At 67.6% G+C, this 26,925-nt stretch carries 21 protein-coding genes; 10 read left to right on the top strand and 11 right to left on the bottom strand.

Annotated features, from left to right (window positions below):
- Positions 1–160: 160 nt before the first annotated feature.
- On the top strand, positions 161–2,380 hold the full coding sequence (locus FS787_RS08425; RefSeq protein ID WP_144671710.1) for an MMPL family transporter: 2,220 nt from the start codon (positions 161–163) through the stop codon (positions 2,378–2,380).
- 52 nt (positions 2,381–2,432) lie between these two features.
- Here FS787_RS08425 and FS787_RS08420 read toward each other — a convergent pair whose 3' ends face one another.
- Positions 2,433–3,356 carry an NAD-dependent epimerase/dehydratase family protein gene (locus FS787_RS08420; RefSeq protein ID WP_144672065.1) on the bottom strand — a complete coding sequence of 308 codons (924 nt, stop codon included), beginning with the start codon at positions 3,354–3,356 and terminating at the stop codon, positions 2,433–2,435.
- Between the two features lie 228 nt (positions 3,357–3,584).
- Here FS787_RS08420 and FS787_RS08415 point away from each other — a divergent pair, with 228 nt between their 5' ends.
- The 7 genes from FS787_RS08415 (at position 3,585) to FS787_RS08385 (ending at position 10,019) form a co-directional block, all read left to right on the top strand.
- A complete protein-coding gene (locus FS787_RS08415) occupies positions 3,585–4,346 on the top strand; it encodes a TetR/AcrR family transcriptional regulator (RefSeq protein WP_144671709.1) in 762 nt (253 codons plus the stop codon).
- Positions 4,347–4,487: 141 nt separating this feature from the next.
- Positions 4,488–4,811 (top strand): hypothetical protein, encoded by a 324-nt coding sequence (locus tag FS787_RS08410; protein WP_144671708.1) that lies wholly within the window; start codon positions 4,488–4,490, stop codon positions 4,809–4,811.
- Between the two features lie 257 nt (positions 4,812–5,068).
- Entirely contained in the window at positions 5,069–6,931 is a 1,863-nt protein-coding gene (gene dnaK, locus FS787_RS08405) for a molecular chaperone DnaK (protein WP_144671707.1), read from the top strand.
- Positions 6,932–6,933: 2 nt separating this feature from the next.
- Positions 6,934–7,623 carry a nucleotide exchange factor GrpE gene (locus FS787_RS08400; protein WP_144671706.1) on the top strand — a complete coding sequence of 230 codons (690 nt, stop codon included), beginning with the start codon at positions 6,934–6,936 and terminating at the stop codon, positions 7,621–7,623.
- A 312-nt stretch (positions 7,624–7,935) separates the two neighbouring features.
- Complete coding sequence (locus FS787_RS08395) at positions 7,936–8,922, top strand: DnaJ C-terminal domain-containing protein (RefSeq protein WP_186329114.1); 987 nt, start codon at positions 7,936–7,938, stop codon at positions 8,920–8,922.
- 15 nt (positions 8,923–8,937) lie between these two features.
- Positions 8,938–9,360, top strand: coding sequence for a heat shock protein transcriptional repressor HspR (locus FS787_RS08390; RefSeq protein WP_144671705.1), 423 nt, complete (start codon positions 8,938–8,940; stop codon positions 9,358–9,360).
- A gap of 257 nt (positions 9,361–9,617) precedes the next feature.
- Positions 9,618–10,019, top strand: a complete 402-nt coding sequence (locus FS787_RS08385; protein ID WP_144671704.1) for a hypothetical protein — start codon at positions 9,618–9,620, stop codon at positions 10,017–10,019.
- Between the two features lie 50 nt (positions 10,020–10,069).
- Here FS787_RS08385 and FS787_RS08380 read toward each other — a convergent pair whose 3' ends face one another.
- The 7 genes from FS787_RS08380 to FS787_RS08350 form a co-directional block, all read right to left on the bottom strand.
- The gene (locus FS787_RS08380) at positions 10,070–11,698 is read right to left on the bottom strand and encodes an FG-GAP-like repeat-containing protein (protein ID WP_186329113.1); all 1,629 of its coding nucleotides are present in this window, start codon (positions 11,696–11,698) and stop codon (positions 10,070–10,072) included.
- A 137-nt stretch (positions 11,699–11,835) separates the two neighbouring features.
- Positions 11,836–12,657: an aldolase/citrate lyase family protein gene (locus tag FS787_RS08375; protein ID WP_186329112.1), complete on the bottom strand. Its 822-nt coding sequence runs from the start codon at positions 12,655–12,657 to the stop codon at positions 11,836–11,838.
- Positions 12,642–13,427 carry a 2-oxo-hept-4-ene-1,7-dioate hydratase gene (gene hpaH / locus FS787_RS08370; protein WP_144671703.1) on the bottom strand — a complete coding sequence of 262 codons (786 nt, stop codon included), beginning with the start codon at positions 13,425–13,427 and terminating at the stop codon, positions 12,642–12,644. The genes FS787_RS08375 and hpaH overlap by 16 nt, the downstream gene beginning before the upstream one ends.
- A gap of 2 nt (positions 13,428–13,429) precedes the next feature.
- On the bottom strand, positions 13,430–14,536 hold the full coding sequence (gene hpaD / locus FS787_RS08365; protein ID WP_144671702.1) for a 3,4-dihydroxyphenylacetate 2,3-dioxygenase: 1,107 nt from the start codon (positions 14,534–14,536) through the stop codon (positions 13,430–13,432).
- Positions 14,537–14,575: 39 nt separating this feature from the next.
- Positions 14,576–16,090, bottom strand: coding sequence for a 5-carboxymethyl-2-hydroxymuconate semialdehyde dehydrogenase (gene hpaE, locus FS787_RS08360; RefSeq protein WP_144671701.1), 1,515 nt, complete (start codon positions 16,088–16,090; stop codon positions 14,576–14,578).
- 10 nt (positions 16,091–16,100) lie between these two features.
- Positions 16,101–16,805: a GntR family transcriptional regulator gene (locus tag FS787_RS08355; RefSeq protein WP_260982454.1), complete on the bottom strand. Its 705-nt coding sequence runs from the start codon at positions 16,803–16,805 to the stop codon at positions 16,101–16,103.
- Complete coding sequence (locus FS787_RS08350; RefSeq protein ID WP_144671700.1) at positions 16,790–18,310, bottom strand: fumarylacetoacetate hydrolase family protein; 1,521 nt, start codon at positions 18,308–18,310, stop codon at positions 16,790–16,792. The genes FS787_RS08355 and FS787_RS08350 overlap by 16 nt, the downstream gene beginning before the upstream one ends.
- Before the next feature lie 223 nt (positions 18,311–18,533).
- Here FS787_RS08350 and FS787_RS08345 point away from each other — a divergent pair, with 223 nt between their 5' ends.
- On the top strand, positions 18,534–20,462 hold the full coding sequence (locus tag FS787_RS08345) for an FAD-binding monooxygenase (RefSeq protein WP_144671699.1): 1,929 nt from the start codon (positions 18,534–18,536) through the stop codon (positions 20,460–20,462).
- A gap of 268 nt (positions 20,463–20,730) precedes the next feature.
- Here FS787_RS08345 and FS787_RS08340 read toward each other — a convergent pair whose 3' ends face one another.
- Positions 20,731–24,240, bottom strand: coding sequence for a DEAD/DEAH box helicase (locus FS787_RS08340; protein ID WP_144671698.1), 3,510 nt, complete (start codon positions 24,238–24,240; stop codon positions 20,731–20,733).
- Positions 24,241–24,337: 97 nt separating this feature from the next.
- Positions 24,338–24,871 carry a hypothetical protein gene (locus FS787_RS08335; RefSeq protein ID WP_260982453.1) on the bottom strand — a complete coding sequence of 178 codons (534 nt, stop codon included), beginning with the start codon at positions 24,869–24,871 and terminating at the stop codon, positions 24,338–24,340.
- Positions 24,872–25,353: 482 nt separating this feature from the next.
- Here FS787_RS08335 and FS787_RS08330 point away from each other — a divergent pair, with 482 nt between their 5' ends.
- On the top strand, positions 25,354–26,226 hold the full coding sequence (locus FS787_RS08330; protein WP_260982452.1) for a hypothetical protein: 873 nt from the start codon (positions 25,354–25,356) through the stop codon (positions 26,224–26,226).
- Positions 26,227–26,262: 36 nt separating this feature from the next.
- On the opposite strand, the gene FS787_RS08325 is transcribed toward FS787_RS08330, so the two are convergent.
- A complete protein-coding gene (locus tag FS787_RS08325) occupies positions 26,263–26,793 on the bottom strand; it encodes a hypothetical protein (protein WP_144671697.1) in 531 nt (176 codons plus the stop codon).
- Positions 26,794–26,925: the final 132 nt, after the last annotated feature.

The following is a 26,925-nucleotide window of genomic DNA, read 5'->3' as shown; positions in this document are numbered from 1 at the left end:
CCGGAGGCACCCCCGCAATGCTCCAAAGATCGCATCCGCGGGTCACCTCCGCGTCGATATTCCTGCGTTCATAAAAACTCTTCGGCTATATCTCTCCATAGTGGAGATAGTCTATGATGGACTCAATTCTACTCCTCCCAGGCAAACACCAGAAGGAACCATGAACAAGACTCCACGATCCGGTGCCCGCGTCCCCTTCTGGCTGCGCTGGCTGGTTCCCGTGCTGCTGGTTTTCACGTGGCTGGCCATCGCCGGGATCGGCGGACCCACCTTCGGCCGGCTGGAGGAGGTCTCCTCGAACGACCAGGCGTCCTTCCTCCCGGCAGGGGCCGAGGCCACGGCGGCCCAGGACTGGCAGGCCAAGTTCCGGGACACTGATGAGATCCCCGCCGTCATTGTCATCGAGAGTGACTCCGCCTTCACCCCGGCGCAGCTTGGTGAGGTGGCAGCCCTCAAGGGAGATCTTGAGGCCGTCGGTGCCGGCAGTACTGTCATCGGCCCCATCCCGTCCGAGGACGGCAAGGCCGTGCAGTTCGTTGTGCCGATCGATTCGGCCGGCGAAGTGAAGGAAATGGTTGCGGAACTCCGCGAGGAGGTGCAGGCGTCCGCCCCGGAGGGCATGCAGACCTTTGTGACCGGCCCGGCCGGGCTGACCGCTGATCTGGTCAGCGCCTTCGCCGGCATTGACGGCATCCTGCTGCTGGTGGCCCTGGGCGCCGTGTTCCTGATCCTGCTGATTGTCTACCGCTCGTTGCTGCTGCCGATCGCTGTGCTGTTCACGTCCGTCTTCGCCCTTTGCGCCGCCATCCTGCTGGTTTTCGGCATGGCGAAACTGGGCTGGATCCAGCTCAATGGCCAGAGCCAGGGCATCCTGTCCATCCTGGTGATCGGCGCCGCCACGGACTACGCGCTGCTCTACGTGGCACGGTTCCGGGAAGCCCTGACGCACACCACCAACCGCACGGCAGCCGTACTCACCGCATGGAAAAATTCCTGGGAACCTATCGTTGCCTCCGGCGCGACGGTCATCATCGCCCTGCTCTGCCTGCTGTTCTCCGACCTCAACTCCAACAAGGCCCTCGGACCGGTGGCCGCCGCGGGCATCCTCTGCTCGCTCTTCGCCGCGTTGACCCTGCTGCCGGCGCTGATGGCGCTGCTGGGCCGCGCCGCGTTCTGGCCCTTCGTGCCCAAGCTGCTCCCGGAGACCGAGCGCGAGCCTGAACTCGTCACCGGCCTTGAAGGGCAGAAGGGCGTATGGCGCGCCACCGGTTCCCTCGTGTCCCGCCGGCCCCGGACCGTCTGGATCGCCTCCGTCCTGCTGCTCCTCGTGGCCTCGGCCGGCGTCCTGCAGCTCAAGGCCAACGGCGTCCCGCAGACCGATGTCATCCTCACCGCCTCCAATGCCGTCGACGGCCAGGACGCCCTGGCCCGGCACTTCGACGCCGGCTCCGGCAGCCCCGCCGTGATCGTCGCCGACGAAGCGAAGGCGCAGGAAGTGCTGGAACAGACCAAGGCGACCGACGGCGTCGGGGACGCCTACCTGCTGGCCGACGGCGGCGTGCCGATCACCGGCGCGCCGGCTGCTCCCGGCGCTCCCGCGGCTCCCACGGAACCGGCGGTGCGGGACGGAAAGGTCCTGATCAACGCCACGCTGAACTTCGCCGCGGACTCCAACGAGGCGGAAGACGTAGTGGTGGCCCTCCGCGAGGACCTCAAGAAGATCGACGACGGCGCACTGGTGGGCGGCGTGACCGCCACCGCCCTGGACACGAACACCACCGCCCAGCGCGACCTCGTCACCATCATCCCGGTGGTGCTCGCGGTCATCCTGGTCATCCTGATGCTGCTGCTGCGCTCGGTGCTGGCGCCGGTGCTGCTGGTGGCCTCGGTGGTGCTTTCCTACGGCGCTGCGATGGGCGTCTCCGCCATCGTGTTCAACAACGTCTTCGGCTTCCCGGGAGCGGACGCCACGGTTCCGCTCTTCGGGTTCGTCTTCCTCGTCGCCCTCGGCGTGGACTACAACATCTTCCTGATGAGCCGGGTCCGGGAGGAGTCCCTGAAGCACGGCACCCGGGCCGGCGTCCTGCGCGGGTTGGGCGTCACGGGCGGCGTGATCACGTCCGCCGGTGTGGTGCTCGCGGCCACCTTCGCGGCACTGGGCGTCATCCCCATCATGTTCCTGGTGCAGCTGGCCTTCATCGTGGCCTTCGGCGTTCTGCTGGACACCGTCCTGGTCCGGTCCCTGCTGGTCCCGGCCTTGGCCTACGACATCGGCCCCCGGATCTGGTGGCCCAGCAAGCTGGGACGCCCCGAGGCGGATGCTGCCGCCCGCACCCTGCCCGCCGCGGAGCCGGAAGCCGCGGAGGCAGGAATCCGCTAGCTAACTCCGCTGGCCGGAAGCGTGCCAGCGGGAACTCACGCGGCAGCCGCCGTCACCGTTCCTGGTCCCCCCACCAGGCGACCGTGGCGGCGGCTGCCTCCGTGAGCGGGGTGGGCTGCAGCCCCAGGGCGGCTTCGCTGGCCCGGGAATCCATCACAAACGGGCGCTCGAACTGGTACAGGGTCTCCGCCAGTTCCCGTGTTCCGGGGGAGAACATACCCATGGTCCGCAGCACCCAGCCCGGGACGGCGGCCACACGCGGTGCCCGGGCCCCGGCGGCCGCTGCGAACGCCGCCGCGATCTCCCGCTGGCTCAGCGCGGGGCCGGTGGGCGCGTGCCACACCGTGTTCCACAAGGTGTGGTCCTGTGCGGCCACGATCATGGCCGCGGCCAGGTCCGGCACGTACGTGAAAGAGTGCGGCATTCCCGCGTTGCCGATCACCATCAGGGACTTGCCCGCCACCACGGGCTTCACCATCCGCTCGCCGGCGTGCGAATTACGGACCCTGGGCCCGAAGAAATCGCCCGCCGCCACGCTCACGGTGTCCGTTGCGGACGCCGCCCGGGCCTTCAGCAGCGCGGTGCGGACACCCCGCTTTCCGCCCTGCGCCTCGCGCGGACCCTCTTCCGTCATCGGCCGGCCAGGCTCGCTGTACGAATACAGACTCTCCGGGAAGACGACGACGGCGCCTGCCTCGCCTGCCGCGGCCAGGACGGCCTGCTCGGCGCCGGGCAGTTCCGCCGCCCAGACCTTCGCGCTGTACTGCGAGCCGTGGATGCAGTGGAACACGGCCGTGGCACCGCGGAACAGCCCGCCGAGCTGCGCGGGATCGGACACGTCCACTGCCTGCTTCTCGATCAGCGGGTGATCGGGCCCGCTGCCTGATCGGGTGAGCACCCGCACCCGGTGGCCCGCCGCAGCGAGCTGTTCGGCAACCGTCCAGCCCACCGGTCCGGCTCCGTTGACAACAAACAGGCCCGGGGTCTGCGGTTCCGGGGATTTGAACTGGGACACGGTGTTCTCACTTTCGCGGGTCAGTGGGGCGTCGGCACGGTCTGTCCGGGAACGTTCTGCCCTCGCCGGGAGCCGAAGATCGGCTTGAGAGCAGTGCTCTCTGAATACAGGATGGGGCCTGCGCCGCGGAAAGTCAAGAGCAGTGCTCACATTTGTTGACACTGCTCTGTTTCGTGAAAAACTGGGTCAGTGCCACAGAACCCCAGCCTCCCGTCCACGAAGCCGCCCACGCCCCGCGAGCGGGCCCGGGCCCGGACCATCGAGGACATTGTGCGCCTCGGCCGGGAACATCTGGCCCTGCACGGGGCTGCCGCATTGTCGCTCCGCGCCGTGGCCAGGGATCTCGGCGTCGTCTCTTCGGCGGTCTACCGCTATGTGGAGAACCGGGAGGAGCTATTGACCCTGCTGCTCATCGACGCCTACAACGAACTGGGTGATGAAGTGGACGCGGCGGTGGCAGCCCTTCCCGAGGCTGACTTTTCCGGCCGGTTCAACGCCCTCGGCTCTGCGGTGCGGCGCTGGGCGCTGCGCGAACCGGCCCGCTACGGTCTCCTCTTCGGCAGCCCTGTGCCCGGATACCGTGCGCCGGCCGAGCGGACCACCGGCCCGGGCACGCGGGTCATTTACGCGTTGATGGCGCTCCTCGACGGCGCCTACCGTGCGGGCCGGCTGGCAGCGCCCGGCGGGCGGGCCGCCGTCGCCGTACCGCTGGCTGCCGACCTGGAACGCATCCGGGCCGGCATGGGGCTCGCCGTGCCCGACGGGTTGCTGGCGCGCGGTGCGCTCGTGTGGACCTCACTGTTCGGAGCCATCAGCTTTGAGGTGTTCGGCCAGTACGGTGCAGACACCTTCGCCGCTCCGGAAGAGCTTTTCGCCCACCACCTGGCCGCGCTGGCGGACCTCGCGGGCCTGGACCCCTCGGCGGACCCTGCCGGCCGCCGCCCGGAATAGCCGCCCGGAATAGGGCCCCGATAGATGCCCCAAAATGGCCCGGGCGGGCTTTGTCCGCCCCCCTGTTGCCTCCCGCCGGTGCTCGATAGACTGCCACTGCGCCTGCCTGGGCGCGACGAGGCTTCCAGGAAGGATCCAAACATGTCCGAAAACAACGAGTTTGATCGCAAGGCGGCGGAAGCCGACGTCGAACCCGCCGAGGGCCAGTATGTCGAGGGAGACTACGGCGCGGCGGGCACTGCAGGGGAGAATCCGGCAGAAGCCGTGGAAGGCGAATACCCTACCGGTGACTACGGCGCGGCAGGCACGGCCGGCGCCACCGCCGTCGGCGCCGAAGAGGGCGACTACCCCGAGGGTGACTACGGGGCGGCAGGCGGCACCAACGCGCCGCCGGCTGCCGCAGAAGAAGGGGAGTACCCCGAAGGCGACTACGGCACCGCCGGGGCCGCCGGAACCGACCGCTAGCAGCGGACTTCGCGCACAGCGAACAGGGCGGCATCCCGCCGGTTGCCGCCCTGCCACGCCCGGAATTCCGGGAAAGAATGCCTCTCCGAGAGTGTTACGTGACGTCCGAAATTCAAAGTTGAGTCTATCTCGCTCAACTTTGAATTGACTTTGAAACGGCCCTGAGTAAAGTTGAGTGCAGATCACTCAATACCGTGTGGACCGCTCGCGGTCCGCATCCATCTCAGTAAGTTTCCAAGGAAAGAAGGAAGCAACACATGTCACGTGCAGTAGGTATCGACCTCGGAACCACCAACTCCGTCGTCTCCGTTCTCGAAGGCGGCGAGCCCACCGTCATTGCCAACGCCGAGGGTGGCCGCACCACGCCGTCGGTTGTTGCCTTCTCCAAGTCCGGCGAAGTGCTGGTCGGCGAGATCGCCAAGCGCCAGGCCGTCAACAACATCGACCGCACCATTGCCTCCGTCAAGCGCCACATGGGCACCGACTGGAACGTCGCCGTCGACGACAAGAAGTACACGGCGCAGGAAATCTCCGCCCGTATCCTCATGAAGCTCAAGAACGACGCCGAGTCCTACCTGGGTGAAAAGGTCACGGACGCCGTGATCACCGTCCCCGCGTACTTCAACGACGCCGAGCGCCAGGCCACCAAGGAAGCCGGCGAAATCGCAGGCCTCAAGGTGCTGCGCATCGTCAACGAGCCCACCGCAGCTGCCCTGGCCTACGGCCTGGACAAGGGCAAGGAAGATGAACTCATTCTCGTCTTCGACCTCGGCGGCGGAACCTTCGACGTCTCCCTCCTCGAGGTGGGCAAGGACGAGGACGACTTCTCCACCATCCAGGTCCGCTCCACCGCAGGCGACAACCGCCTCGGCGGCGACGACTGGGACCAGCGCGTTGTCGACTACCTGCTGAACCAGCTCAAGGTCAAGGGCATCGACCTCTCCAAGGACAAGATCGCCCTCCAGCGCCTCCGCGAGGCAGCCGAGCAGGCCAAGAAGGAACTCTCCTCCTCCACCAGCACCAATGTTTCCCTGCAGTACCTCTCCGTCACCCCCGACGGCCCGGTGCACCTGGACGAGCAGCTGACCCGCGCCAAGTTCCAGGACCTCACCAAGGACCTGCTGGAGCGCACCAAGAAGCCGTTCCACGACGTCATCAAGGAAGCCGGCATCCAGCTTTCCCAGATCGACCACATCGTGCTCGTCGGCGGTTCCACCCGTATGCCAGCCGTCTACGACCTGGTCAAGGAACTCGCCGGCGGCAAGGAGCCGAACAAGGGCGTGAACCCGGATGAGGTCGTCGCCGTCGGCGCCGCCCTGCAGGCCGGTGTCCTGAAGGGTGAGCGCAAGGACGTCCTCCTGATCGACGTCACCCCGCTGTCCCTCGGCATCGAAACCAAGGGCGGCATCATGACGCACCTGATCGAGCGCAACACGGCCATCCCCACCAAGCGGTCCGAGACCTTCACCACGGCGGATGACAACCAGCCGTCCGTGGCCATCCAGGTCTTCCAGGGCGAACGCGAGTTCACCCGCGACAACAAGCCGCTGGGCACCTTCGAGCTGACCGGCATCGCGCCCGCCCCCCGCGGCGTCCCACAGGTCGAGGTCACCTTCGACATCGACGCCAACGGCATCGTGCACGTCTCCGCCAAGGACAAGGGCACCGGCAAGGAACAGTCCATGACCATCACGGGCGGCTCCAGCCTCTCCAAGGAAGACATTGACCGCATGGTCAAGGACGCCGAGGAGCACGCAGCAGAGGACAAGGCCCGCCGCGAGGCAGCCGACACCCGCAACACTGCCGAGCAGCTGGCCTACTCGGTGGACAAGCTGATCGCCGACAACGCCGACAAGCTGCCGGAAGAGGTCAAGACCGAGGTCCAGGCCGACGTCGACGCGCTCAAGGCCGCCCTCGAGGGTACCGACGACGCCGCTGTGAAGACCGCGTTTGAGAAGCTCCAGGCTTCCCAGACCAAGCTCGGCGAGGCCATCTACGCCCAGGCAGGTTCCCCGGACGGCGCCACCGGCGCCCAGGGTGCACCCGCCGATGAGCCGGCGGCCGGCACCGACGAGGACATCGTCGACGCCGAGATCGTTGACGAAGACGAGAAGAAGTAATCATGCCGCACCACGGTAACGAAGAAGAGCACGGTTCTTCCGAGAGCCGTCGCGACGCAGAGCGGCGGGACGCCGCCAATCAGGAAGGTGAGCCGCAGAAGCCGATCATCCACGACAACCGCAAGGTTGATCCGAAGACCGGCCAGGCCCGCCACCCCGACCAGGAGCACGCCGCGGCAGGCGACGCGGATTCCGGGGACGCCCTGTCCCAGGCGGAGGACATCCTCAACAGTGTTGAGGTGCCCGCCGCGGAATCCGTGGCCCAGGGTGTCGACGGCGCGGAGGCGGAGGAGCTCAGGAATGATCTCCGCCGTCTGCAGGCCGAGTACGTCAACTACCGCAAGCGCGTCGAGCGCGACCGTGCCGTGGCAGGGGAGATGGCCGTCATCGGCGTCCTGAACTCCCTGCTCCCGGTCCTGGACGACGTCGACGCCGCCCGCCAGCATGGTGACCTCACGGACGGACCGTTCGCCGCGATCGCCGCCAAGCTGGAGAACGCGCTGAAGACGTACGGCCTGGTGCGGATCGATGAGACCGGCGTGGAGTTCGACCCCACGATCCACGAGGCCCTCATCCAGCAGCCCGGCCCGGACGTCGAGATCGACACCGTCAGCCAGGTCCTGCGCTCGGGCTACAAGTCCGGAGACCGCGTGCTCCGCGCAGCACAGGTGATCGTGGCTGTGCCGGCGTAACTACCTCCACGCCTCCGCGGATGAGGGGGCCCCGCCCCTCCGCGTGGTGGCAAAGTCCTAACGGACTTTGCCACCACGCTCCGGCAGGCCCGAAGCCACTCCCGGGCCCCCTCATCCGCTCCGGCGTTCAGCGTTCGTGTCACCTAAGGTGAGATGATCACAAGCTCGCAGCGATACATGGGCCCCGGGAGTGGCATCGGGCCTGTCGAAGCCGGGTGGCTTGGGATCGCAGATCCCAAGCCACCCGGCGAAGGGGCGGGGGCCCATGTATCGCGGAGGGCTCGGTAAGAACAGATTTGAAAGGAAACGCCATTGGCTAGCCAGGACTGGGTGGACAAGGACTTTTACAAGATCCTTGGAGTCGCCAAGGACGCTTCCGACGCCGACATCAAGAAGGCCTACCGGAAGCTCGCGCGGCAGCACCACCCGGACACCAACGCGGGGAATACCGCTTCGGAGAAGAAGTTCAAGGACATCTCCGAGGCCTATTCCGTGCTCTCCGATCCCGACGAGCGCCAGCAGTATGACGCTATCCGGGCCATGGGCGGCGCACGGTTCGCCCCCGGCGGCGGTGGCGGCGGCGCCGGTGGCGGGGCTGGCTTTGAAGACCTCTTTGGCGGCCTGTTCACCGGCGGCGGCGGTCGCCACTCCGGCGGCTACAGCACCTCCGGCGGCATTCCGCCGGAGTTCGCGGATCTCTTTGGCGGAGGCGCCGGCGGCTTCGGCGGCGGGCAGTCGTTCCAGCGGGCGCCGCAGAAGGGCGCGGACCGGACGGCGTCCACCTCCATTTCCTTCGCCGGCTCCATCCGCGGCACCACCATCGGCCTGCGGGAACCGGACGGCGAAGTCATCGACGTGCGCATCCCGGCCGGCATCAAGGACGGCCAGAAGGTCCGGGTCCGTGGCAAGGGCCAGTACGGTCCGGCCGGGAACGGGGACCTGATGGTCACGGTCTCGGTGAAACCGCATGACTTTTACGTCCGCGACGGCGACAACCTCCGCATCCACGTGCCGGTCACGTTCCCGGAGGCAGCCCTGGGCGCCGACATCGAGGTTCCCACCATCAACGGCGACAAAGTCAAAGTGCGGGTCCCGGCCGGCACGCCGTCGGGCCGCACGCTCCGGGTCAAGGGGCGTGGCGTCAAGCACGCCAAGGCCACCGGGGACCTGCTGGTGACCATCGACGTCGCCGTCCCGCGAAAGCTGAACAAGGACGCCGAAGCCGCCGTCAAGGCCTTCTCCGCGGCCACCGCCGGCGAGGATGTCCGCGCCGAACTGGCAGCCAAGGCCCGGCTCTAGGAACGGGCGCCCGCCATGGCCTTCGACTTTGAGCAGCCGATTTTCGTGATTTCCGTCGCCGCGGAGCTGGCGGATATGCACCCCCAGACGCTGCGGCAGTACGACCGGCTGGGCATCGTCTCGCCCAGCCGCGCCCCCGGCAAGTCCCGGCGGTACTCGCAGCGGGACATCACCATGCTCCGCGAGGTGCAGCGGCTCTCCCAGGAGGGCGTCTCGCTGGAAGGCATCAAGCGGATCCTCCAGCTGGAAAACCAGGTGGCCGCCCTGCAGCGGCGCGTCACTGAACTCAGCGAGGAACTCGAACGGCGCCCGCGCGCCCTCGACTCCCGCATCTTCGCTGCCGGAGCCGCCGGTGACGTCGTCAGCCTGGCCCGCGGCAAGCGCCCCCGGCCGCGCTCCCAGGCCGTTGTGGTGTGGCGGCCACGGAACAGCGAGTAAGGGGCCTGTTGCCCGCTTCTTCCACGTAGTGAACGCCCCGGAGCGAGTACCGGCTCCCGGGGATCGGGTAGCCGGCGTCTCAAAGTCGGGTACAGCGTTTGCGTGACTTACACGCCGCCCGGCCGCTTGAATTGTTCATGGCAGGATGCTGGCGTCATTGCCAGGGGAGCAGCGAAGACAGCCGGGGGGCACTGCATGTTTAATCCAACTTTGCCGGGGAAATCGGCACCTGGACCCGCACTGATCGCGGGCAGGTCATGAACTCCGGGCTCCAGGTCCTGGCCATGTTCGCGGGGTCCCTGACGGGCTCGATCCTGCTGTCCCTGGGCCAGACGATCGTGGTGGTGTGTGTCTGCTTCGACATGGTCCGTGCCCTGTCGGTGCCGCGCTCCCACCGCCGCTACGTGGCCAACACCGTCTTCACAACCTTGGCCTGGCCCTCCATCCTGATCTGCGCGGTGAGTGTGCTGATCGACGCGGCCAGTGGAACGTGGCAGAACGTCGCGGGCGGAGTCTTCGTGATGGTCATGGTGATCTTCCGGTGGCGCCACGGCAGCGACGAGGACAGTTGGTGGAAGGGCAAGGGCAAGGCGCTGCGGCGCTGGGCGCGGGGCAAGCTTGCCGCAGCGGGGCCGCTCGTTGCTCCGGCGGCAGCCTGAGCCGCTCCCGAGGACACCCGTTGCGGCTGTACCCCCTCAGGCGGCGCCGTCTAGAAGATGGCGTTCATGATGTTCCAGCCGACCCCGGCACGGACCCTGGGCAACCACTTGCCGGCTCCGTTGCCCGGATAGAGCCACAACACCCCGGCGCTGTCGCGGGCCAGGACGTCGGGGGTCCGGTCACCGTTCAGGTCGCCGGGGCTCATCACCGCGGTCATGGCATTCCAGCCGGTGCCGAGCAGCACGCGCGGCAGCCAGCCGCCGGTGCCGGTTCCGCGGTAGAGCCACAGCCGGCCGGTGGCCGTTTCCCGCGCCAGCACGTCGGACGCTCCGTCGCCGTCAAAGTCCCCCGGGGCGACCAAGGCGTTGAAGGCGTTCCAGCCGCTGCCCACCCGCACCCGGGGCTGCCAGCCGCCTGTACCGGTGCCGGGGTAGAGCCACATGATGCCGGTTGCCGCCTCGCGGGCCAGCACGTCGACGCGCTGGTCGCCGTTGAAGTCTCCTGGCCCGACGATGGCACTCATTGCTTGCCAGCCGCTGCCTATCAGGATGCGGGGCAGCCAGCCGCCGGAGCCGTTACCCCGGTACAGCCACAGCCGCCCGGTGGACGATTCCCGGGCCAGCACGTCCAGCGCCCCGTCCCCGCTGAAATCCCCGGGGGTTTCGAGGGCGTTGAAGCCGGCCCAGCCGGTGCCGATTTTGAGGCCCGGGGAAAGCCCGCCCCGCCCGGTCCCTGCGTACAGCCGCATCTCCCCGGTGGCCGCGACCCGGGCCAGCACGTCATTGTTCCAGTCGCCGTTGAAGTCCGCAGTGGCCCCGGAGAGCGCGGAAGCCGGCATGGGCAGCGGCGTGAACGCGTACGGGTCGCAGGTGAGGTCATAGTCGCGGACGTCGTCGTACCACTGCGAGAGATAGACGCGTCCGCCGGAGAAGCTCGGCTGCCGGCATCGGTCGAGCGCCTCGGTAGGGTAGTCCAGGCGCCCTGCGGTGGCCCAGACCGGGACGCCCGGCAGCCGCCAGGAGCCGGTGATGGACTGCCAGCCAGAGGCGTAGGAGTACAGGCCGTAGGAGAAACCGGCGTCCCGCAGGCCCCGCATGAGGCCTTCGACGATGTACCGGTTTTCCCGCTGCTGCACGGCCGTGGCGGTCGGCCAGGGCTGGGCCGGCCGCGGCTCCACATCGATCCAGACGACCGGGGGCCGGAACCCCGCGCGCTGCAGGCTCGCGACGGCGTAGCGGGCCTCGGCGTAACCGACATTGGAAAGCTGCCCGGCCCGGGTCGTTGCGGACCAGGGTCCCTGCGCGCGGTACGTCGTCAGCTGGGCCGCAGTGGGGAAAGCGGCCATGGTGTAGGCGTGGGCCCGTTTGTTGTTGCTGTTGACCCAGCCCACCTGGCTGGCCAGACAGGGATTCTCGGTGAAGGGAAGCCCCCGCGTCAGCCCGACCACAACGAACTGCGTCGTGGTCGGCGGAAGCGGGAGCCCCAGCCCGCCGACCGCCGTCGGACATTGGGGCCAGGAAATATCGTGGCCGTAGAGGGTGGCCGCCTGGGCCGGCGGAGCGGCCGCGGTCAGCATCCCGGCCAGGAGCGCCAAGACGGCCGAGACCGCCCCCAGCATTGCCAAGATCCGCCGCCGCGGGCGGCCCGAAGCGCCCCTGAATCCCATCCGCGCAGCCATGGCCAGCTCCTTCGCCCGCGATCCTACCGTTACGGACTATTGGACACCCGTCGGGGCGGAACCGGTAGGGCCGAACGGAGGGCAGTCCAGGGACGGCTTCCTCGGCGAACCGGCGCTGGAACCGGCATAGGTCCTGGTCAGTAACTGGTGGGGGTGGCGCCGGAGGCCGGTGTCACGAAGCTCGCAGCGAGGGCTTCGCTGCCCCGGGCGAGGAGGGCCACATCGGCGCCCACCAGGACAAAGGCCGCTCCGGAGGCCAGATAGTGCTGCGCGGTGGCCGGATTAAAGGCGTTCACGCCGGCGGGTTTGCCGGCCGCTGCGGCCGCGGCTAGGCAGTGTTCGACGGCGGCACGCACGTCCGGGTGTTCCTGCTGCCCCAGCACGCCCATGGACGCGGCGAGGTCCGAGGGTCCCAGGAAAATGGCGTCCACACCGTCGACCGCCAGAATCTCCGCCACGGCCTCGACGGCCGCGGCGGATTCAATCTGGACCGTGACGCTGACGGTGCCGGAGGCCCCGGGCAGATAATCGGGGACCCGGTTCCAGCGGGATGCGCGGGCCAGCGCGGAGCCCACGCCGCGCACGCCGTGCGGCGGGTACCGGGTTGCGGCCACGGCGGCTTCCGCCTCGGCCGCCGAGTTCACCATGGGGATCAGCAGGTTCTGGGCGCCCAGGTCCAGGTACTGCTTGATCAGCACGGTGTCGTTGACCGGAGGCCGGACCATCACCTGGACCGGGTAGCCGTTCACGGCCTGGAGCTGCGCGAGGATGGACTCAAGGCCGTTGGGGCTGTGCTCGGCGTCGATCAGGAGCCAGTCTAGTCCGGCGCCCGCGCAGATCTCCGCCACCAGGGGGCTGCCCGAACACACCCACATCCCCGCCAGGGGACGGCCGGCAGCGCCCGTTTGGTTGCGCAGGGCGTCCCGGAAAGTGGCGTCTGGTTCTACTCGAAACGGCATGTGATGCTCCCAAGGGGTCCGTAGTCGGCGTGGACGGTATCGCCCTGGTACACCCAGAGCGGACGGGTGAACGAACCGGCCAGGATGATGTCCCCGGCCTTCATGGCGTCACCGTGGGCGGCGATCTTGTTCGCCAGCCAGTGGACCCCCGCGGCCGGATGGTCCAGGACCCCTGCCGCCACACCGGTTTCCTCCACGGTCTGGTTCTTGTAGAGGATGGCGGAGACCCAGCGCAGGTCCACGGCGTCGGGACGGACGGGGTTGCCGCCCACCACCATGGCGCCCATCGCCGCGTTGTCCGCGATGGTGTCCACGATGGTCCGGCCCTCCATTTCGATCCTGGAGTCCAGGATCTCGAGGGCCGGCACCACGTAGTCGGTCGCGTTCAGGACGTCGAAGATGGTGCAGCCGGGGCCGGACAGGTCCTTCTTCAGCACGAACGCCAGCTCCACTTCCACGCGGGGGTGGGTGTACCGGTCCCACTGGACGGCGCAGCCGGTCTCGAGCACCATGTCATCGAAGATGGCGCCGTAATCCGGTTCGGTGATGCCGGTGGCCGCCTGCATGGCCTTGGAGGTGAGGCCGATCTTGCGGCCCACCAGCTTCCGTCCGGCCTCCTCGTTGCGCCGGCGCCACAGCTGCTGCACGGCGTAGGAGTCCTCCACCGTCATGTCCGGGTAGCGGGAAGTCAGGCGGGGGACCGGGGTCCGGCTGCGGCCGGCTTCCAGTAGCTCGTCGGCGATGGCCTCGATCGTCTTGGCATCCAGCATGGCTACAGCTGCGCGCCGAGCTTGAAGCCGGTCTTTTCCCCGGTGTGGCCGTCCTCTTCCTTGCGGGTGTAGGAGAAGCCGTCGGCTCCCACGGTCACGGCCATTTCGCTCTTTTCCTCGCGGACGACGACGGGCTGCGGGTTGCCGTCGAGGTCCAGCACCAGAGAAGCCTCGGTGTACCAGGACGGGACCACGGGGTTGCCCCACCAGTCGCGGCGCTGGTTGTCATGGACGTCCCAGGTGATGGTGGGGTTGTCCGGGTCGCCGGTGTAGTAGTCCTGGGTGTAGATCTCCACGCGGTGCCCGTCCGGGTCCAGGATGTAGAGGTAGAAGGCGTTGGAGACGCCGTGCCGGCCGGGGCCGCGTTCGATCCTGTCGCTGATGCGCAGGGCGCCCATCTTGTCGCAGATCTGGATGATGTTGTGCTTTTCGTGGGTGGCGAACGCGACGTGGTGCATGCGCGGGCCGTTGCCGCCGGTCAGGGCGGTGTCGTGCACCGTCTGCTTGCGGTGCATCCAGGCGGCGTACGTGACGCCGTCGGAGTCCTGGATGTCCTCGGAGACGCGGAAGCCCAGGTCCTCCAGGTACTTCCGGCCGCGGGGAACGTCCGGGGTGACCTGGTTGAAGTGGTCCAGCCGGACCAGCTCGCCGGCGGAGTAGAGGTCGTAGCGCTGGGTGAGGCGTTCCACATGCTCCACCTCGTAGAAGAATTCATAGGGAAAGCCCAGCGGGTCTTCCACCCGGACGGAGTCGCCCACCCCCTTGGTGAAGCCGTCCTTGCGGCGTTCGGTGCGGCAGCCCAGCTCCTTGTAGTACGCCTCGGCGGCGTCCACCTCGGCGGGGGACTTCACCCGGTAGGCGAAGGCCGCGACGGCGGCGATGGGGCCTTTGCGGAGCACCAGGTTGTGGTGGATGAACTCCTCGAGGGAGCGCAGGTAGATCGCGTTTTCGTCCTCTTCGGTGACGTGCAGGCCCAGAAGGTCCACGTAGAACTCGCGGGACTTGGCGAGGTCCGTGACCACGATCTCCATGTAGGCGCAGCGGACGATGTCCGGCGCCGGGACCGTGGGGGTGGGGACGAAGTTGTGCTGTGAAACTTGGCTGGTCATGGGATTCTCTCTTCGTTGAAAGGGTGCCGGTGAGCGCTGTTAGGCGCCGAACTTGGGGGTGTGGACGGTGCCCAGCGTGATGTGCACGGCCTGCTGGTCGGTGTAGAAGTCGATGGAGCGGTAGCCGCCCTCGTGGCCCAGGCCGGACGCCTTGACGCCGCCGAACGGTGTGCGCAGGTCACGGACGTTGTGGCTGTTGAGCCACACCATGCCGGCCTCGACGTTCTGCGAGAAGTTGTGGGCGCGGGTCAGGTTCTGCGTCCAGATGTAGGCGGCCAGGCCGTAACGGGTGTTGTTCGCCAGGGCGAGGGCTTCGTCGTCGCTGTCGAAGGGGGTGATGGCAACAACGGGACCGAAGATCTCCTCCTGGAAGATCCGCGCATCCGGCGCGACGTCGGCGAACACCGTCGGGGCGATGTAGTTGCCTTCTGGAAGGTGCTCGGGGCGGCCGCCGCCGGCCAGAAGCCGGCCCTCGGACTTGCCGATTTCCACGTAGGAGGCCACCTTGGCGTAGTGCTCCGGGTGGACCAGGGCCCCCACCTCGGTCTTGGGGTCGTGCGGGTCCCCGACCACGATCTTCTTGGCCCGGGCGGCGTACTTGTCGCAGAATTCCTCGTACACGGCGCGCTCCACCAGGATCCGTGAGCCCGCGGTGCAGCGCTCGCCGTTGAGCGAGAAGACCCCGAAGAGGGCGGAATCGATCGCGGCGTCGAGGTCGGCGTCGGCGAACACGACGCACGGGGACTTGCCGCCAAGCTCCATGGACAGGCCCTTGAGGTTGGCCGCGGCGTTGCGGAAAATCGTCTGCCCGGTGGTGGTCTCGCCGGTGAAGGAGATCAGCGGGACGTCCGGGTGCTTCACAAGGGCGTCGCCGGCTTCCTCGCCGAGTCCGTTGACAAGGTTGAACACGCCGTCGGGAAGGCCGGCGTCCTTGAAGATCTGCGCCCACAGGGAGGCGGAGAGCGGGGTGAATTCTGCCGGCTTAAGCACCACGGTGTTGCCGGTGGCCAGTGCGGGGGCCAGCTTCCAGGACTCCAGCATAAACGGGGTGTTCCACGGCGTGATGAGGCCGGCGACGCCGATCGGCTTGCGGTTGACGTAGTTGATCTGGGCGCCGGGGACCTTCATGGCGTCGTCGAACTGGGCCACGATCAGGTCCGCGAAGAAGCGGAAGTTCTCGGCCGCGCGGAGCGCCTGGCCCTTGGCCTGGGTGATGGGCAGGCCGGTGTCGAAGGTCTCCAGCTCGGCGAGCCGGGCCTCCTGGGCCTCGACGGCGTCGGCGATCCGGTTCAGCACGCGGGCGCGTTCGCGGGGCTTCATCTTCGGCCACGGGCCGTTGGTGAACGCCTCGCGGGCGGCCGCGACGGCGAGGTCGATGTCTTCCTTCTGCCCGGCGGCCGCGGTGGCGTAGTTGGTGTTGGACACCGGGTCCAGGACGTCGAAGGTCTTGCCGCCCACGGAGTCAACGAACTCGCCGTTGATGTAGTGCTGGATGTGGGTGGGCAGGTCCTGCGGAATGTAGTGGGTGGTGGTAACAGGAGCAGTAAACGTCATTGTTGTCTTCCTAACTGTTGCTTTGGGCGAGGTACGCGTCCAGGGTGGCGGAGCGGTGCAGGCGGGCGGCCCGTTCGATCTCATCCGCGCCGGCGCCGGACTCGATGAGCTGCAGGAGCTCCTCGTGTTCGTCCACGGACTCGTGGGCGCGGCCGGGGACGAACCGGAACGTGGAGGACCGCAGCGACGCGAGGCGGTTCCAGCCCCGGTGGACCAGGTCCAGGATGTGCGGGTTGGGGCAGTGCTCGAACAGGACGCTGTGGAAGTCCTGGTTCAGCTGCGTGAACCGGACCGGGTCGAAGTGTGTCAGGCAGTCGCGCATCTCGGCGTTCACGGCCCGGGCGCGTGCCACGTCCGCCGGCCCGATGAGCGGAGCCGAAAGGGCCGTCGCGGCGCCCTCGATGATGCTCAGCGTCTGCATTGTGTACAGGTATTCGGTGGGGTCAATGCCGGCCACGGTGGCGCCGACGTTCCGCTCGAACTTCACCAGGCCTTCCGCCTCGAGCCGGCGGATGGCCTCGCGCACCGGCACTACGCTGACGCCCAGGTCCTCGGCGATCTTGGCGAGCACCAGCCGGTAGCCGGGGGAGTAGGTGCCGTCGACGATGCGGGTTTTGACGGAGGCGTAGGCCCGCTCGGATTTGCTGGCGGTGTGCGTGCCTGCGTTAGCGGCGGCGCTGGTGCCTGTGGCAGCGGCAGTCACTGTGTCAGCCATTGGTTTTGCCCGCCTCCCATCGCTTCCCATTCGTCGTACCTGGCGCGCCATGCGGCGTTCAGCGGGTAGAGGCCGTCCACGCTGTGGCCCTGCTGCACCATCTCGGCGATAAACGTTTCCTCACGCTCCTGCGCGATGGAATCATCCGCGAGCTCTTCGGCGAGGGCCGGCGGGATCACCAGGATGCCGTCGGAATCCGCCACAATGATGTCCCCGGGCTGCACGGTGGTGCCGCCGCAGGCGATGGTGATGTCCGTGTCCCACGGGATGTGCCGGCGTCCCAGGACCGCGGGGTGCGGGTTGGCGTAGTAGGTGGGCATGTCCATGGCGGCGACGGCGGAGAAGTCGCGGACGCCGCCGTCGGTAATTATGGCGGCGGCTCCGCGGACCTGGGCGCGGAGGGCCAGGATGTCGCCGATAGTGCCGGTGCCCTTTTCGCCGCGGGCCTCCATGACCAGGATTTCACCCTCGTTGACGGAGTCGATCGCCTTCTTCTGGGCGTTGAATCCGCCGCCGTGGGCCTTGAAGAGGTCCTCGCGGTTGGGCACGTAGCGCAGGGTCCGGGCCAGGCCCACAATGCGCTTGTCGGGGCGGGTGGAGGTGAGGCCGTCAATGCTGACGTTGTTCAGCCCGCGCTTGCGCAGCTGGGAGGACAGGGTGGCGGTGCAGACGCTTTCCAGCTTCGACTTCAGCTCCGGGGACAGGACATGCCCGACGGCGGTGGCCTCCGCTGCCGCTGGTGCCTGAAGCGCAAGCCCCGCCGCTTCGCGGGAACCGTAGGCTTCCTCCCGCTGCGTGTCGTCCGTCTTGGGCCGGGCGCCGAAGTCCGCGAACGGCGTCGTGCCTTCCTCCACCCGGGTGGCCAGCCGGCCGGTAGTGAGGTCAGCGCTGCTGACTTCAACCTCGACGACGTCGCCCGGCGTGGCGACCGAGGCCCCGGCCGGGGTGCCGGTGAGGATGATGTCCCCTTCTTCGAGGGTGAGCAGCTGGGAGAGGTCGGCCACGAGCCGGGCGAACGGGAAGAGCAGGTCGTGGGTGGTGTCGTCCTGGACCAGTTCGCCGTTGTGCCACGTGCGGATCCGCAGTGCGTCGGGGTCCACGGCGTCCGCCGGGATCAGGCCCGGGCCCACGGGCGTGAAGCCGTCGCCGCCCTTGGACCGGAGGTTGGAGCCCTTGTCCGCATAGCGGAGGTCGTACACGCCGAGGTCGTTGCTGGCCGTGACCCATTCGACGTGGCTCCAGGCGTCCCCGAGGCTTACGCGCCGGGCGGGCTTGCCGATGATCAACGCGATTTCGCCCTCATAGCCGAGGAGTTCGCAGCCGGCGGGGCGCTCCACTGTTGAAGGGGCTGCTGCCGAACCGACTGTCAGGGAGGACGATGGCTTCAGGAAGTAGGAAGGCTGCTCCGGCGTCCGGCCGCGCTGGGCGGCCCGGCTGGGGTAGTTGATATGCACCGCGATGACCTTGCGGGCCGCGGCCAGGGTGTGGTCGGTGACCTGTTCCAAGAATGTCTCCTCATCGAGTACGAAATCGTATACGATGACTATGGCTGAGGAAGTCAGGATCGTCAACCCCTGATTCCGCGGATTCTCAAACCACTTGTAACCCACGTCATATCTGCCGTACAGTTCTGGATCACAGACTAAATTTCGATTATCGAACACTAAATTCTATTATCGAACACGCAAGACGGCGACAGGCCGCCACACAACGAAGTGAGGAAAGCCCGTGCATTTCCACCATCACGGATACGTATCCGGTGACCCGCGCGTCCAGCCGGCTGCCGGCGTCGGCATCGACCGCCCCACCCAGCTTCCTGACGAGGTGGACGTGCTCATTGTGGGCACCGGGCCCGCAGGTATGCTCGCGGCCGCCCAGCTGTCCCAGTTCCCGGGCGTCACCACCCGCATCGTTGAGCGCCGCGCCGGGCGGCTCGCCATCGGCCAGGCCGACGGCATCCAGGCCCGGAGCGTCGAGACCTTCCAGGCCTTCGGCTTCGCGGAGCGGATCATCGCCGAGGCCTACCGCATCACCGAGATGGCATTCTGGAAGCCGGACCCCCAGAACCCCTCGAAAATCGTCCGCAGCGCCCGCACCCTCGACGATCCGGGCGGGATCAGCGAGTTCCCGCACCTCATCGTCAACCAGGCCCGTGTGCTGGACTACTTCGGCGAATTCATGGCCAACGCGCCCTCCCGCATGGCGCCCGACTACGGCTACGAGTTTGTCGGGCTCGAGGTCGGTGAGGGCGAGTACCCCGTCTCGGTGACGCTTCTCCGCACCTCCGGCCCCGACGAGGGCCAGACCCGCACTGTCCGGGCCAAGTACGTTGTGGGCGCGGACGGCGCGCGCAGCAGGGTCCGTGCTTCGATCGGCTGCACCATGGCCGGTGACCAGGCCAACCACGCGTGGGGCGTTATGGACGTGCTGGCCAATACGGACTTCCCCGACATCCGCCTCAAGTGCGCCATCCAGTCCCACGACGGCGGCAGCATCCTGCTGATCCCGCGTGAGGGCGGGCACCTCTTCCGGATGTACGTCGACCTGGGCGAGGTGCCCGCGGACGACAACGGGGCGGTCCGCAAGACCACCATCGAGCAGATCATCGCCAAGGCCAACGCGATCATCCATCCCTACACGCTCGACGTGCGCAACGTGGCGTGGCACAGCGTGTACGAGGTGGGCCACCGCCTCACTGACAGGTTCGACGACGTCCTCCCGGAGGACCTCGGCACCCGCACGCCGCGTGTGTTCATCACCGGCGACGCCTGCCACACGCACAGCGCCAAGGCCGGCCAGGGCATGAACGTCTCCATGCAGGACGGCTTCAACATCGGCTGGAAGCTCGGCCACGTGCTGGAGGGCCGCAGCCCGGAGAGCCTGCTTTCCACCTACTCGGCGGAGCGGCAGGTCGTCGCGAAGAACCTCATCGACTTCGACAAGGCGTGGTCGACGCTCATGGCCAAGAAGCCCGAGGAGTTCGAGAACCCCTCCGAGCTCGAGGACTTCTACGTGCGCACCGCCGAGTTTCCGGCGGGCTTTATGACCGAGTACTCGCCGTCGATGATCGTCGCCGAGGCGACGCACCAGAACCTGGCCACCGGCTTCCCTGTCGGCAAGCGCTTCAAATCCGCGCCGGTTGTGCGGGTCTGCGACACCAACCCGGTCCAGCTCGGCCACCAGGCCGCGGCGGACGGCCGCTGGCGCATCTACGTCTTCGCGGACGGGGCAGCGCCGGGTCAGTCGGCGGCGGCCCCGTCGCCGGCCGCGGATCTTGGCGCGTGGCTGTCCACGGCTCCGGATTCACCGCTCGCGGCCACCCCCGAAGGTGCCGACAGTGACGCGTGGTTCGACGTGAAGGTGGTCTACCAGCAGGACCACACGGGCATCGACATCGGCGCCGTGCCGACGGTGTTCAAGCCGGAGGTGGGGCCGTTCAAGCTCGCCTACCTGGAGAAGGTCTACGGCACCGATCCTGAGGCGGACATCTTCGAGCTGCGCGGCATCGACCGCGGCGGTGCGGTGGTGGTGGTGCGGCCGGACCAGTACGTGGCGAACGTCCTGCCGCTGACGGCGACGGCGGAGCTGGCCGCGTTCTTCGCACCCCTGCTGCGTTCCGGAAACCGCGCCCCCGAATTGCAGGATCACGCGGGCTGAGCCCCGGCACGGGCACCCCTGCCGGGGCCTGCCGACGCTCCTGCCCAGTTGCTGCTGTCCGCACCTCCGCTTGCACCTAGGATCCCGCGGAATCCCGCGGTTTCCGGGCGCGGAGGCGGGGTGCGGTGCCGAGTAACTGGGCGGGAGCGTCGCCACGGGAGGCGGAAACGATCGCTGCAGTCGCGGCAACGCGGGGTCAGCTCCGGCCCCTCCCCGGCGGGTCTTGCCGGCGCTAAATGACCCCGCGTTGCTGTGTGGATCCAGCGCGTCAGTCGGTGAACAGCCCGGCCAGGTCCTCCGCGGTGAGCGCCCCGCCGGAGAGCGCGTCGCCCTCCATGACGTCGGCGAACAGCCGGGACTTCCTGGCCTTGAGCGCCATGACCTTTTCCTCGATGGTGTCCTTGGCGACCAGCCGGTAGACCATCACGTTCCGCGCCTGCCCGATCCGGTGCGTGCGGTCCACGGCCTGCGCTTCCGAGGCGGGGTTCCACCACGGGTCCAGCAGGAACACGTAGTCCGCCTCCGTCAGGTTCAGGCCGAAGCCGCCGGCCTTGAGACTGATCAGGAACACCGGGGCGGCGCCGTTCTTGAACTCATTGACGACGTCGGTGCGGTTGCGGGTGCTGCCGTCCAGGTAGCAGAACTCGATGTTCTCCTCGACGAGCCGCTCGCGGACCTTGCCGAGGAAGCCGGTGAACTGGCTGAAAATCAGAGCGCGGTGCCCTTCCGCCACGAGGTCCTCCAGCTGCTCGAAGAGCACATCGAGTTTGCTGGAGCGCACCCCGGAGAGTGAGGGATCGATCAGCGAGGGGTCCAGGCTGAGCTGTCGCAGCAACGTAAGCGACTGGAAGATGGTGAAGCGGTTCTTGTTGACGTCATCGATCAGGCCCAGGATCTTCTGGCGTTCGCGCTGCAGGTGGGTCTGGTAGACCTTCTGGTGCCGCGGGTTCAGCACCACCTCGAGGATCTGCTCCTGCTTCGGCGGCAGGTCGTGGATGACCTGTTCCTTGGTGCGCCGCATCATCAGCGGACGGACCCGGCGCCGGAGCTTGTCCAGCTGCGCCTTGTCCCCATTCTTTTCGACCGGCTTCTGGTAGTACTCGGCGAACCGCTTGGGGCTTGAGAAGAGCCCCGGCGCGACAATCGAGGTCAACGCCCAGAACTCCATCAGGTTGTTCTCCAGCGGGGTGCCGGTGATGGCAAGTTTGAACACTGCCGGGAGCTTCCGGGCGCACTGGTAGGCCTTGGACTGGTGGTTCTTGACGAACTGGGCCTCGTCCAGGACCAGGCCGGCCCATTCCTTGGACGCATAGGCCTCGTAGTCGATCCGGAACAGGGCGTAGGAGGTGATCACGATGTCCGCGCCTGCGGTGGCGGCCACCGGGTCCGAGCCGCTCTTGGCGAACGTCTCGCTGATGGCCCGTACTGTCAGGCCCGGGGCGAACCGGGCGGTTTCGGCCTCCCAGTTGCCCACGACACTGGTGGGAGCCACGACGAGAAAAGGCGCAGCGCCAGGGGCAGTGCCGGGCGCAGCGCCGGCAGGCTCAGCAGCGGCAGCACCGCCGTCGGCCGCTTCGGTCAGTGTCCCGGCCACACCCCCGGCCGCTTCCTTGGCGGCGCAGATCAGCGCCAGCGCCTGCACAGTTTTGCCCAGGCCCATGTCATCGGCCAGGACCCCGCCCAGGCCGTGGCGGTAGAGGAAACTGAGCCAGTTGAACCCTTCCAGCTGGTAAGGCCGCAGCTCCGCGTTGAGTGTGGCCGGCAGCGGCAGGCCCACAACGTCGCCTTCCAGGAGCCCCCCGACGGACTCGCGCCACGCCGCGGCCTGCTGGTCCACGATGCCGAGTTGCGCCAGTTCGTCCCAGAGTCCGGCCTGGAAGCGGCTGATCTGCAGCGGGGCGTCCTTGTTGTCCTGCAGTTCCCGGGCCTCTTCAATGAGGGCCCGCAGCTGGTGCAGTTCGGGCAGGTCCAGGGAGAAGTAGGCGCCGCTGGGCAGCAGCATCTTGGTCTGGCCTGCGGCCAGTGCGGAGAAAACGGCCGCGAAGGACACCGGCTGGCCCTCCAGGGAAATCTGGATGCCCAGGTCGAACCAGTCCCGTTGTTCGGTGGCCTTCGTGGAGATGGAGACCACCGGGGCCTCCTCCGCCTCGCGGTAGTCGGCGATCTCGCCGGCGGTGTCCACGGTGACGCCGGGAACCTCACTGAGCCGGGGGAGCAGTTCCTCGGTGAAGGCCAGGGTGTCGAGGCCGCTGAGTTCAGCCGAGGCCGCCAGGCGCGGTGTTCCCCAGCCGCCGGTGGCCGACTCGCCCAGTGCCGGCACCACGTCCCACGGTTGCCCGACGGCTTCGAGGATCCGGGCTTCGGCGGGGTCGTCCCGGTAGCCGTGATCGCCCGGGTGGCGCCACAGCGGCTGGGCCGTGACGAGCTTGCCGGACTTGTAGTGCCATTCCCAGTGCAGCCGGACCCGGTGGTCGGCGCCGTAGTTCGCCAGCAGCGACAGGGTGGGGACGGCCAGCTGGGGCAGTTCCACGGACTCGTCGGTGGCCGTGACCCGGGCGCTCTGCTTGAGTTTCGGATAGAAGCCGGTCAGGAACCGGCTCTCGTCCCGGGCTGGTATATGCAGCGTGGTCCCGGCCGTGACGAAGGTCAGCAGTTCCTCGCTGAGCCCGCCCTCCAGCGGGGCCAGCGTGATGACGGAGTCGGATGGTGCGACGCCGGGCAGGGCATCCGCGCCGGAGGTCAGGAAGATCCCGTGAGCCGGGCGTCCGATGGTCCCGACCGACGCCGGATCCACCACCTCCCCCTCGACTGTGATGGTGGGGGCGAGCGACAGCCCGCCGCCGTCCCTGCCGGCGGCTGCCGGCAGCGCGGTGCCCGCGTCGGCGTCGGGTCCGTCGGCCGGTGCGGTCCCGTAGCGGGTCAGGTTGAGCCCGACGGCGGCCGGCTGCTCCACGAGGCGCACGGGGTCCGAACCTCGGCTGTGCACCAGGGCGACGCCGATCTTCCGGGCCTGGGCCAGCAGGCTCCACAGGTTCTTGCCGGCATAGGTGTTCAGTCCCAGCCACAGCCCGGTCCCGGCGTGCTGGCGGTTGGCTTGGGCGGTGTGCGAGGCGAGGAACTCCTGCATCCACTCGACGTGGGCCTCATTGCACTCGCGCCGGTAGCTCAGGTAGCTCAGGGTGCTCCACGAGACATCGCCGCGGATCCACTTGCCCTTGGCACCCATGATGACGGGACGCGCCTTCAGCTGGCGCACGCTGCGCAGCGGATCCCGGCGGCCGGTGTAGGAGAAATGCGGGGCGGGTTCCTCGATCTCGAACTGCAGTGCGAGCGGGACGCCGTTGGTGGACTGGGTGATCCCCGGCTGGGCGATCAGCGGGCTGAGGGCCTGCTCCCAGTCCGGGACGTCCAGCACCGGGGCCTGCCGGGACAGTCGGCTGACATCGGCGGGGGCCAGCAGCTGGACCCGGATCGCCGGGTTGTCTTCGGCGGAAAACAACAGGGCGGCCACATGCTTGCAGTCCTTCCGGACCGGGCAGCTGCAGACGCCCACGGTGCAGCTCCAGCCGCCCGCCTTCCGGACCAGCTTCGCCGTCGTCGAGTACGGCACATCGGCGCCGCCCCGCACCTTGCCGAGCATGAGCCCAGTGGAGGCATCGAAGGAAATCCCGGAAACGCGGCTTCCCATGGCGTAGGCAAGTCCGGCCGCAAGGGAGCGGTCGTTGATCGCGGGGGTCTGTATTGCCAGTGCCGCACTATCGTCCGGATGGGATGGCATGTGCGCACTACTTTCAGCAGTTGGTCATCTGATCCATCTTAGCGAGCCGGGCGGGCCCCCCGTACCCGGGGCAGCAGGGACCACAGTGCGTGCTTCGCTAGGCCGCCAACGCTGTGTCGAAGAGGCGTTCGGCCAGCCGGAGCAGGTGTGCAGGGGCGTCCGCTTCGTCGCCGTTGCTTCCGTGTCCGAGGAACACAGCCGTCCCGCTTACGGTCCCCTCGAGATGCAGACCCGCTTCGCGGATCAGCACTTCGGCCCGGGCGTTCAGGGGCAGGGGGATGAAGTCTGCCTCGTCGTTCAGATAAACGTGCCAATCCATATACGACATTGCTCCGACGTTCCCTTCGACTAAGGTCTGCCGCGTGGCCAGAGATGTGTCGATCTCTTCGATGCGAAGGGAATGGCTAAAACGGGCCGGAATTATCAGGGCAGCACATATCTGGCGCATGACAGGGTCTTTCTGTGACTGAACGGTTGACAATTTCCACGGGTTTAAAAGCGTTATCCAGCCGGCAGTCACCCGGTCCCTGATGAGAGCCTTGTGAAACCCCGGCTCGTTCGCTTGAAGGTCGTTGGGCCAGTCGGCCATAACTTGGACGCCCTGGCCGTTTGTTTGCGGGCAGCCGATCACGGCTAGGAGTCTCGCGTCCGGCTGCCCGCAGTTCTTGGGTGCATCAGGGCGGAGGTGTCACCTCTGGTTTTTACGCGGCTTTGCGAACAGCGTTTCGCTGGATTCGTTTTTTGCCTTTTTCTCGGCCCGCTTTTCGAGGATCGACTTTCCCGTTTTTTTGGCACTAATATTTCTGGGAGACTTTCCTGACAATGGAATCACGCCTTTCTAAACGCTATCTACCATCACCATACCGAGTTATATTTTAAATGCCAGTCCACGGGTCTAAGGCAAATTTTGGACAGTGCCCGGACGCAAAAAATACCCGGACATTTACCGTCCTAACGGTCCCCCGACGGCCCGCCCGGATATGCCGCCCCGGGACACCCCCGGGCACCCAAACTTCGCCGGCCGTTCAGCTCCGGCTCACCTGCAGTACCGGGGGCGCAACGTACGTTGAAAGGGTTCGGAGCGCCACCCGCCTTCTGTAGTGAGGATCTTCCATGAGCAACGGCCTTGCCACCACCCTTCCCGCCACGAAGTACGCGACGGTCCTGCCGCGGGAGTGCATCAACGGCAGCGACGCCGACGTCGTCGACGCGAACGTGGACGTGGTCAACACGATGTACGCGGAGCTGCTGGACATCGAGGAAATCGCGACGGCTGCACTGCGCAGCTACTACGTTGACTTCTACCTGACGCAGTCGCTGGGCGGCGGGTTCGCGCAGTACGTGTTCACCGCGCCCGAACGCGAGGAGATCGACGCCTTCATCCGGGCCGGTCTGGAGGGGATGGCCGCCGCCGCGCACCTGGATCTCTTCAACCGCAGCACGGCGGCCTTCGACTCACTCTCCGAGGAGGAAGCAGCCGCGTACCTCGACGGGGACACGGAGCTGGACGGGGACACCGACGGCGGCGTCACGGACGCCGTCCGGCTCATGGAAGAGCTCGACGGCGAGTTCGACACCCTGCTGGAAACCGAGGACATCGTCGCGCTCAACGCCGCCTGGCTCCGGAGCCAGGCGGACCTCCTCATCCTGGACGAGGAGGAGCTGGACCACCACATCGCCGAACGTGTGTCCCGCATCCCCAACCTCGCGGAACGCCAGGCCGAGGCCGCCGAGGATGACCTGCTGGATGCCCCGGAGTTCGAAGTAATCATCCGCGAGCTCTGCGACGTCGCCGGCCACACGCTCCTGAAAATCACCATGGGCGACCCCAACTATGAACATGACGGCCAGACCTCCCTGGCCTGGCATTTCACCACGGACCAGGGCGAGTTCCTCATGCTGGACGGTGAGGACGAAGCGGTCATGATCCACCCGGACACCAAGGAGATTCTGGCCGCCGTCGAGTTCGCGCACCAGGACGACTGAGCCCACTCCCGGCCGCCGGGACCGGCCGACTGCAGGTCAGTACCCGGCGGCCGCGGTGATCATTTCACCGGAAGGCGCCACGAGATACCAGACGCCGCCGACGCCCTGGCCCGTGATGTCCCCGGCTGCCTTGTCCTCGGCGTAGTAGTACACGGGCATCCCGTTGACGGTCAGCTGTTTCTTGCCATCGGGGGTGGCGATGGTGCCCACGGTGGCGGTGACGCCGTCGACCGTTGGTGTGTCCGACGCGGCGAGGACCGGGGGCCACGCTTCGAGGCAGCCGCCGGTGCAGGCGCTTGTCCCGGAGTCCTTGACGTCCTTGGTGTAGTAGTAGACGCTCATGCCCTCGCCGTCCACCACGATCGGCCCGGCGGTGGATTCCGCGATTTTCAGGTCCGCGGTGGCCGCAGCCGGAGCGGACGTCGCCGGCGCGGACGTCGACGTCGGAGCCGCTGGGCTGCCGGCCGTCGTCGTCGGCGACGTGGCGGTTCCGCCAGTGCCGGCGCAGCCGGACAGCAGGGCGGCGAGGGCGAAGGTGGACAGACCGATGCTGAAACTCTTTTTCATCTGCTGATCCTTGACTCGGACCGGCCGGCTGGCCCGGCCGACGCTAACCGTTACGACGCCGCCGGGGGAAGAATGGTTCACAGCAGGTCCCGGACTTCGCACCGGAATCCGGGGCGGCGTGAACCTTTCCGG

Origin of the sequence: Arthrobacter sp. U41 (assembly GCF_007679325.1) — a bacterium.
Taxonomy (GTDB): Bacteria; Actinomycetota; Actinomycetes; order Actinomycetales; family Micrococcaceae; genus Arthrobacter.
This window is presented reverse-complemented; position numbering and strand designations above follow the sequence as displayed.

Excerpts from the sequence above, each read along its gene's own strand:
- FS787_RS08425 (WP_144671710.1), top strand. The coding sequence starts at position 161 with ATGAACAAGACTCCACGATCCGGTGCCCGCGTCCCCTTCTGGCTGCGC.
- FS787_RS08410 (WP_144671708.1), top strand. The coding sequence starts at position 4,488 with ATGTCCGAAAACAACGAGTTTGATCGCAAGGCGGCGGAAGCCGACGTC.
- dnaK (WP_144671707.1), top strand. The coding sequence starts at position 5,069 with ATGTCACGTGCAGTAGGTATCGACCTCGGAACCACCAACTCCGTCGTC.
- FS787_RS08400 (WP_144671706.1), top strand. The coding sequence starts at position 6,934 with ATGCCGCACCACGGTAACGAAGAAGAGCACGGTTCTTCCGAGAGCCGT.
- FS787_RS08390 (WP_144671705.1), top strand. The coding sequence starts at position 8,938 with ATGGCCTTCGACTTTGAGCAGCCGATTTTCGTGATTTCCGTCGCCGCG.
- FS787_RS08385 (WP_144671704.1), top strand. The coding sequence starts at position 9,618 with ATGAACTCCGGGCTCCAGGTCCTGGCCATGTTCGCGGGGTCCCTGACG.
- FS787_RS08380 (WP_186329113.1), bottom strand. The coding sequence starts at position 11,698 with ATGGCTGCGCGGATGGGATTCAGGGGCGCTTCGGGCCGCCCGCGGCGG.
- FS787_RS08375 (WP_186329112.1), bottom strand. The coding sequence starts at position 12,657 with ATGCCGTTTCGAGTAGAACCAGACGCCACTTTCCGGGACGCCCTGCGC.
- hpaH (WP_144671703.1), bottom strand. The coding sequence starts at position 13,427 with ATGCTGGATGCCAAGACGATCGAGGCCATCGCCGACGAGCTACTGGAA.
- hpaD (WP_144671702.1), bottom strand. The coding sequence starts at position 14,536 with ATGACCAGCCAAGTTTCACAGCACAACTTCGTCCCCACCCCCACGGTC.
- hpaE (WP_144671701.1), bottom strand. The coding sequence starts at position 16,090 with ATGACGTTTACTGCTCCTGTTACCACCACCCACTACATTCCGCAGGAC.
- FS787_RS08355 (WP_260982454.1), bottom strand. The coding sequence starts at position 16,805 with ATGGCTGACACAGTGACTGCCGCTGCCACAGGCACCAGCGCCGCCGCT.
- FS787_RS08340 (WP_144671698.1), bottom strand. The coding sequence starts at position 24,240 with ATGCCATCCCATCCGGACGATAGTGCGGCACTGGCAATACAGACCCCC.
- FS787_RS08330 (WP_260982452.1), top strand. The coding sequence starts at position 25,354 with ATGAGCAACGGCCTTGCCACCACCCTTCCCGCCACGAAGTACGCGACG.
- FS787_RS08325 (WP_144671697.1), bottom strand. The coding sequence starts at position 26,793 with ATGAAAAAGAGTTTCAGCATCGGTCTGTCCACCTTCGCCCTCGCCGCC.